This is a genomic window from Streptomyces sp. NPDC058964 (assembly GCF_042741275.1).
Classification (GTDB): domain Bacteria; phylum Actinomycetota; class Actinomycetes; order Streptomycetales; family Streptomycetaceae; genus Streptomyces.
Window position 1 is genome coordinate 1 of record NZ_JBHYKH010000513.1, and the last position, 6,407, is coordinate 6,407.

Annotated in this window: 8 protein-coding genes and 2 pseudogenes; 6 read left to right on the forward strand and 4 right to left on the reverse strand. The window is 69.7% G+C overall.

Annotated features, from left to right (window positions below; genetic code table 11):
- Positions 1-294 precede the first annotated feature (294 nt).
- The 4 genes from ACFW2E_RS38750 to ACFW2E_RS38765 all read right to left on the reverse strand — a co-directional run bounded on the left by ACFW2E_RS38750 (position 295) and on the right by ACFW2E_RS38765 (position 2,900).
- Positions 295-720, reverse strand: a complete 426-nt coding sequence (locus ACFW2E_RS38750) for a replication-relaxation family protein (protein ID WP_384474320.1) — start codon at positions 718-720, stop codon at positions 295-297.
- Positions 721-902: 182 nt separating this feature from the next.
- Complete coding sequence (locus ACFW2E_RS38755; RefSeq protein ID WP_384474323.1) at positions 903-1,028, reverse strand: hypothetical protein; 126 nt, start codon at positions 1,026-1,028, stop codon at positions 903-905.
- A 499-nt stretch (positions 1,029-1,527) separates the two neighbouring features.
- A complete protein-coding gene (locus ACFW2E_RS38760) occupies positions 1,528-2,055 on the reverse strand; it encodes a hypothetical protein (RefSeq protein ID WP_384474326.1) in 528 nt (175 codons plus the stop codon).
- Between the two features lie 572 nt (positions 2,056-2,627).
- Positions 2,628-2,900 (reverse strand): hypothetical protein, encoded by a 273-nt coding sequence (locus ACFW2E_RS38765; RefSeq protein ID WP_384474328.1) that lies wholly within the window; start codon positions 2,898-2,900, stop codon positions 2,628-2,630.
- 158 nt (positions 2,901-3,058) lie between these two features.
- Here ACFW2E_RS38765 and ACFW2E_RS38770 point away from each other — a divergent pair, with 158 nt between their 5' ends.
- The 6 genes and pseudogenes from ACFW2E_RS38770 to ACFW2E_RS38795 all read left to right on the forward strand — a co-directional run bounded on the left by ACFW2E_RS38770 (position 3,059) and on the right by ACFW2E_RS38795 (position 6,318).
- The gene (locus ACFW2E_RS38770) at positions 3,059-3,397 is read left to right on the forward strand and encodes a hypothetical protein (protein ID WP_384474331.1); all 339 of its coding nucleotides are present in this window, start codon (positions 3,059-3,061) and stop codon (positions 3,395-3,397) included.
- Positions 3,360-3,599 (forward strand): annotated as a pseudogene (locus tag ACFW2E_RS38775) (helix-turn-helix domain-containing protein); the annotation flags it as partial. The gene ACFW2E_RS38770 and the pseudogene ACFW2E_RS38775, both read left to right, overlap by 38 nt.
- A complete protein-coding gene (locus ACFW2E_RS38780) occupies positions 3,584-4,558 on the forward strand; it encodes a hypothetical protein (RefSeq protein ID WP_384474337.1) in 975 nt (324 codons plus the stop codon). The pseudogene ACFW2E_RS38775 and the gene ACFW2E_RS38780, both read left to right, overlap by 16 nt.
- Before the next feature lie 634 nt (positions 4,559-5,192).
- A complete protein-coding gene (locus tag ACFW2E_RS38785) occupies positions 5,193-5,498 on the forward strand; it encodes a hypothetical protein (protein ID WP_384474340.1) in 306 nt (101 codons plus the stop codon).
- Positions 5,499-5,532: 34 nt separating this feature from the next.
- A pseudogene (locus ACFW2E_RS38790) lies at positions 5,533-5,946 on the forward strand (DUF4232 domain-containing protein); the annotation flags it as partial.
- A 171-nt stretch (positions 5,947-6,117) separates the two neighbouring features.
- Complete coding sequence (locus tag ACFW2E_RS38795) at positions 6,118-6,318, forward strand: hypothetical protein (protein WP_384474334.1); 201 nt, start codon at positions 6,118-6,120, stop codon at positions 6,316-6,318.
- Positions 6,319-6,407 lie beyond the last annotated feature (89 nt).

Below are 6,407 nucleotides of genomic sequence, written 5' to 3' on the forward strand. Positions count from 1 at the left end.
GGGGGGGGGCCCTCGCGCGGGGGGGGGGGGGGGGGGTGGGGGGGGGGCCCCCCCCCCGCTGGCGCGCGGGGGGTGGGGCGCGTGGGCCGCTGTGCTCACTGTGGGGTGGCCCCGCCCCTGGCGCAGGGCTTACGGACGATGGGAGCGGGTCCAGGTGACTTTGGTGCCGGGGTCCCTGACAGGGGTGCCACACCGGTGCGGAGGGTGGGCTCTGGAGCAGGTCGACCAATGGTGCCGCCATGACGGGGACGTTGCGCACGAAGTCGGTCAGTGCGAGTTCCGAGGCGGCTGCGTTCAGGGTGCGGATGCGGGTCTGAATGCCGGTGGGGCCGGTGCCGTCGAGGACGAACAGCAGTTGTGGGAAGAGGGGGTAGCGGCGTCTCCAGTCCTCTTCCGGAGGCTGCTGGCTGATGGTCTGTCGTGGGCGTCCGGGTGCGGGTGCGGTACGTAGCTGTGGAGGCGGGCGTAGGTGGTGAGTTTCGCGGCAAGGCGTTCGGGGCCCATGGTGGCCCGGTCGACCTCGACGAAGGCGCGCAGCATTGACCCGCCGTTGTTGGAGGTGCGGTAGTGGAGGAGGGCGTCGGGGATGACGGCTTCGCCGTTGCCGAGGGGGTGGTAGACCTCGGGGATCCAGTCCAGGGGCCCGCATATGTCGCCGCGCCGGCGTGCGTCCTGCAGGAAGGCAAGCCCGGTCTCCGTCACCACCAGCGAGTGTTCCACCCGCAGCCTGGCGACTGTGGGGTCGGCGATCAGCTTCGGCGGCCGCCAGTCACGCAGTTCGGGTCACTCCGCTGCGACGTCCACGCCGTACTGGGTGGCAAACCACACGCACGTCCGGCCTGCGACAGGGTGACGCGGTCGATCAGGCCCTCCTCGCGCAGCTTGGCCAAACGGCGCCGCGTCTACTCGATCCGCACCCCGGGCGAGATCACCAAATGCATCTGCTCCGTTGTCGTCATCTTGTACTGGGCCAGCACCGCCAGCGCCAGCCGGTCCCCGCCGCCCACGTCCGCGTTCAGCATCGCCACCGTCGCCCTTTTCGTACGGTGCGGCGCCGTTCTGTCCGGCGCCGCGCGTACCGTCCAGGCCGGCAGTCGGCCCTGACCAAAGTGCCGACCATGAAGGCCCGACCAGCGTCACGATGCGATAACGCCGCCCCCGACCATGCCGGGAACCCCGCCGGGGACTTCTCCGACAACCCCGCCGACAACTGTCCGCACGCACCGGGCGCCTGACGGCGTATCCGCAGGCCACCACGCCTTTGGAGCGTGGTTGGGGAGCCCGACATCCCCTCTGCACCCCCACAGCGCCCTAGCCCAGGAAGAAAGAGGGAAAGGGGAGGGCGGGCGTGGTGTGCCGGAGCGTCGGGGGATTGGGAGGCCCTCAGGGGTGTTGCGCGTCGGCGGGGCCTCCGCGAATGCGTGCCGGACAGCGGGTAGCGACGGCCCGAGCCTGGATGACGAACGGGCGGCCGAGCGGCGATGTCAGCTGTTCGCACAGTCACCACGTCCGCACGCACGGACGGCCCTATCCCGCTGTCCCGTCCCCGGGTGCCCAAGCCGACTCCACGCCGTGCCAGGCTGATGGTCCGCCCAACGCCTGGACGAGATATTCCTGAGTCGGATGGAGCGAGCGACGGGCCGCGTTGACGAACCTCAGGTGCGCCTCGTACAACCCGCCGTGAATCGGCCGGAGCTCTTCCAGATCTGACGGCTGTCGGCCATGGAACAGGATCGTGAACTCCTCGATGAAATAGCAGATTCGCTCGGCCGCCGCCATGGCCTCCTGGCTTGCCACCAGGGACATCGACTGCAGAGCGGCATTGAACGGACCCCAGACGACGGCGGGGGCGCGTCTGTCGACGAACGCCTCGCGAAGCTCCATCTCCACAGCGCCGAATGCTTGGAGGAACTTCTCATAGGCGGCCGTCCGCGACTCCTGGAGCCACTGGCGGTTCTGGCTGCGCCGCCCCACGACACCACCCGCGATGACACCGACCACGGTGGCGGCGATGCCTCCGGCGGTGGATATCAGGAGCCCCCATGGGACAGCCACGCTATGTCTCCCTCCAGTCCGTTCGGGTCAGAATCCCGCATCCGGACCGGCAAGATCAACGAGTGGAGCGAAGACCACGAGGCGGGATCGCTACGCGCCACAGTCGTGCCAGATCCAAGGGTCGGCTGCGGTCAACAGGGGTGACTGGCAGGCACACGGGCGCCCGCCCGGCGGCGCGACCCCCATGTGAAACCCATGTCCCTCTCGTCTTTGGACTCCCCAGCACACCATTCTGCGGGCGAAGTATCGGCGAAGATGCAGGCCACCGCTACGGGGACGCTGCCGGCCCGGCGGATGCGCTGCGGCGCTTGCCTCGGCTGCTGGGCTGACCGGTCCAGCTCGCCGCCGACGTTGTCCTGATTCGGCTATGTGGTGAGGGGAATCGGCGAGCAGAAGGACTTCACCCAGAACTACACCGGCGGCATCGACCGAGCGCCTCGTCCAGCTGACCGGGTACGTGGGCCAGATCAGCGCCACGCTGGGCATGTCTGGCCGGAGGGAGTGGCGCTGGAACGTGTCGCCCAGGAGACCCTCCCACCAGAAGGACTGCACCGTCCGGGGACGGCAGCAGCTCACCGGGAGAGGGCTTCGCGGACTTCGCTGGCGGGCACGCGGAACGCACTTGGGAGAAACGGATCCGCGAGCTCGTCCGCCCCTACGTCCTCGTCCTCGACGACTTCGCGATGCGCCAGCTCAACGCGACCCAGGCCGACGACCTCTACGGACTCGTCTCCGAACGGCAGGGAGTGTATCTGATCACCACCAGGCAACAGGGCGCCCAGCGACTGGTATCCCCTCTTCCCCAACCCGGTCGTCGCCGAGTCGCTCCTGGACCGGCTGATCAACACCAGTCACCAGGCCATCATGAATGGCCCCAGCTACCGTCCGAAGAAGCGCCCCAAAAACCCCAGCTTCAATCCCGCCAAGCCCCCGAGCACCTAGAAAAGTGACGTCCCGGACGGCCGCCAGCGATGATGTCAGTCCCGGATGAGATCGTTCCCACATGACCGACACCGAAGAAGCGGTCGCAATTGAACATGCCGTCATCGCTCACTATCGACTGGCCGATGACGATTTCGGCGAGCCAAGCCAACGGGACGTCGTCCGCCAGGCCCAGTTCCTGCTGACCGAGGCGATCGAGCAAGCCGAGGCTGGCGAGTTCGACGGAAACGAGTACGGGGGCGGCAAGGTGGTTCTCTATGCCTACGGACCGGACGCCGACGCACTCTTCGCTGTGATGGCACCCATCCTGCACGACCTGCCGTTCCGCCCGGCACACGTCATCCTGCGCTACGGCTCGGCCGATGATCCATCGGCTTCCGAGGATCGCATCGATCTCTGACGAGACGAGTCACCAAGCCGCCGAACGCTTCCAAGCCTCGCCCACCACGGCCCAGCGGTGGGCGGACCGCTATCGGCGCGATGGCGAAGCCGGCATGGCCGACCGCTCCAGCCGACCGCACCACAGCCCCTGCCGCACCCCGACCCGCACCGAGCGACAGATCATCAAGGTCCGCCTGCTGCGCCGGTGGCCGACGCCACAGTGCGGGTCGTGGACGGCGCGGGTCAGGGCAGGCGGCAGCGAGGGAGGGTGCCTCTGCCGCCGGAGGACTTGCGGGCCGCCCTGGCCCCGGTCGACCTGGTGTGGGCGCGGCTGAAGCATCCGGCAGCCCGCCGAATCGTGGAGGCCGCCGCCCGCAGCGAGCTGAGTCGGGTGGAGGGTCTTGCGGGCCGTGCAGACGCGCCGCAGGTCCTCGCCGACCGGCTGACCCGGCGCCTGTCCGAGCAGCTGCGCACTGGCGGCCCGATCACCGATCCGGTGAGCTGGCTTCTGGCCCGGGGTCTGCCGCAGCGCCAGGAGTGCGGCGACGTACGGTGCGACGACCGGGTGCTGCTCGACTCCGGCCGGGACTGCCCGCGCTGGGAGGACCGGCAGGACGGCCGCGACTGTGCACAGCGCCGCACGGTCGCGGCCGACGTCAACGCCTCGATGCCCCACGCCTCCGAGGCCGAGCGCCGTGCTGCCATCGAAGAGCGGTTGCACCGGGACGTGACGGCCAGGGCGTGGGCTCGCGCGCGTGAGTGGGAGCAGGTTCGCGTCCGGCGGGCCACCGCGAGGGTCCGCGCCGAAGCAGGAGTCGCGCAGTCGGCCGCCGTACCGACCCCGCCTTTGGCTCCGATTGTTCTGCCCGCGCCGCGCTCGGCCGCCGTGCTTGAGCCCGCACCCGTGAGCGTCGACCTGGACCAGGAGTTGGTCCTCGAGGAGCTGACCCGTGAGCAGGTCCTGGACTGGCACGCCCGCGATGCACGCGACCACCGGGTCGTGTTTGACCATATCGACCGGTACGGCGAGCACTCGGCACAGCGGCTGTTTCAGCAGAGTCCTCGTCGCGCAGGTGCAGCGCCTGTCAGGCCTCGGGCACCTGAATCTCGGCTTCACCCCGTGGAGGCAGGCGTGATGGACGGGATGCCGCCCGCTGTCGCTTGGCGGACCAGTTCGTAGGCGGAGCCCGTTATCCCGCTGCAGAGGCCGGGGCGGGAGGGACTTCGGCGGTGAACGTATGAGGTGGGCGGCCGCGCCGAGCGCGGCGGTTCGGTGCCAGGCGCCGGGGCCGCGCCGGTGTGCGGCGAGGGTGGTGTGGATGCTGCGCGGGGTGAGCGGGACAGCGCAGCCGCGTAGCGCAGGCCGGTGTTGCCGGGGGCGCAGGCTGGCCTTGTAGAGTTCGGCGAGGTTGGGGCGGCGGCCAGGGTGACGTTGGGGTGGTGGTCCTGGACGTGCCGACGGCGGCGAACCGAGATGGGACCGAGCCCGAGGGGGCAGACGCCCTCTGCCGGGTGTTCGTCACGGCCAGCAGTCTGGCTTCGTCCCGGCCGCGCCGGACTGCTCGATCCATCCGAACGGTCCGGTGGACCATGAACCGTCTGAAAGGTGGGGCGCTGCCTGTCCGCAAGGGCACACGAGCAATCCAGCAGCTGCCGGCCTCGCCGGACGGGACCCGGCCGGCCGGAACGCCGGACCTGCCATGTCCGGCAAGCCGGTCTGGGCGGCAAGCGGCCGGGACACAACAGTGAAACCGCCGGGACGTATCTGGTACAACCGGCGCCGCACGCGCGGCGTCATGAGTGTCACACGGCCAATGAGCCGCTCCACGCAGCAGAAGGGCAACCGCGTTGTCAGCTCCACTCATACTCCGGCGAGTACTCCCCGCCACCGCACTCGCCTGCATCGCGGTGATCGCCACCGGCTGCAGCGCGGGCTCGGCCGGCTCCTCCTCCGATGGCACCGCCGCAGCCACGGTTTCCGACGCACCGGCTACTTCCGACGCATCGGCTACTTCCGACGCATCGGCTACTTCGGGCGCACCGGCTACGACGGCGCCTGCCGCGGCGGCTACAGCTCGGGCCAGCGGTACGGGCACCGGCACCAAGGCGCCGACCGGTAGCACGCACAGGGGTACCGCCGCCTGCCCGACCCGCTATCTGAACGCCAGACCGGGTGTCAGCCAGGGCGCCGCCGGCAGCGTCTACCAAGTGATCGACTTCACCAACATCTCCAAGACCGCCTGCACCCTGTACGGCTACCCCGGAGTGTCGCTCGCCGGGGGCAGCCCCGTCCGTCAGATCGGCCCGGCCGCCACCCGCAACACCATCACACCCCCCACGCTGGTGACGCTGGCGCCGGGGGCCACCGGCAACGCGCTGCTACGGATCACAAACGCCGGCAACTACTCCGCGGAGCAGTGCCACCCGACTGCCGCGCAATACCTGCAGGTCTACCCGCCGGGTCAGACAACACCGATCTACGTCGCCTACAGCTCGACTGCCTGCGCCGGGACGGTCGGCATCCTGAGCGTCAGCACGGTCCAGCCAGGCGCGGGGAGCGCGTCGTAGCACCCCGATCCGGACCCCGACACCCGGCGGTGCACGACGACATCACCGTCCCACTGCGCGCCTCGGAGACCGGACGGCCGATCACCGGTCTGTCGGAGGCCGCCGGTGGCACCCGCACTGGCGGTAAGTCACACCGCTCGAGGCGCTGTCCTCACCCGCCGTTTCGAGGACGTGTCGGAGCTGACGGACCGGGAGTTCGGGATCGTCGAGAGCGATCTCACGGCACTGCGCCTGCAGGCCGGCAACCTTGATCAGAAGGTGGGCAACCTCCCGGCTCAGCTGAGTGACATCGCCGAGAGGATGGACCGCTATCAGGCGCAGCTCGTCGAGCTGCTGACGCAGTTGGTCGACCGGGATCCCAACGCCGGCTGAACCTGCCCACTTGAACGGCTGTGGGCGCGGAAAAGCGGGGGGGTGTGGCCCCCCCCCCAAAAGGTGGCCACAATATAAGGGCGCGTGCC

Coding starts and splice junctions, on each gene's coding strand:
- ACFW2E_RS38770 (WP_384474331.1), top strand. CDS start 3,059: ATGACCGACACCGAAGAAGCGGTCGCAATTGAACATGCCGTCATCGCT.
- ACFW2E_RS38785 (WP_384474340.1), top strand. CDS start 5,193: ATGAGCCGCTCCACGCAGCAGAAGGGCAACCGCGTTGTCAGCTCCACT.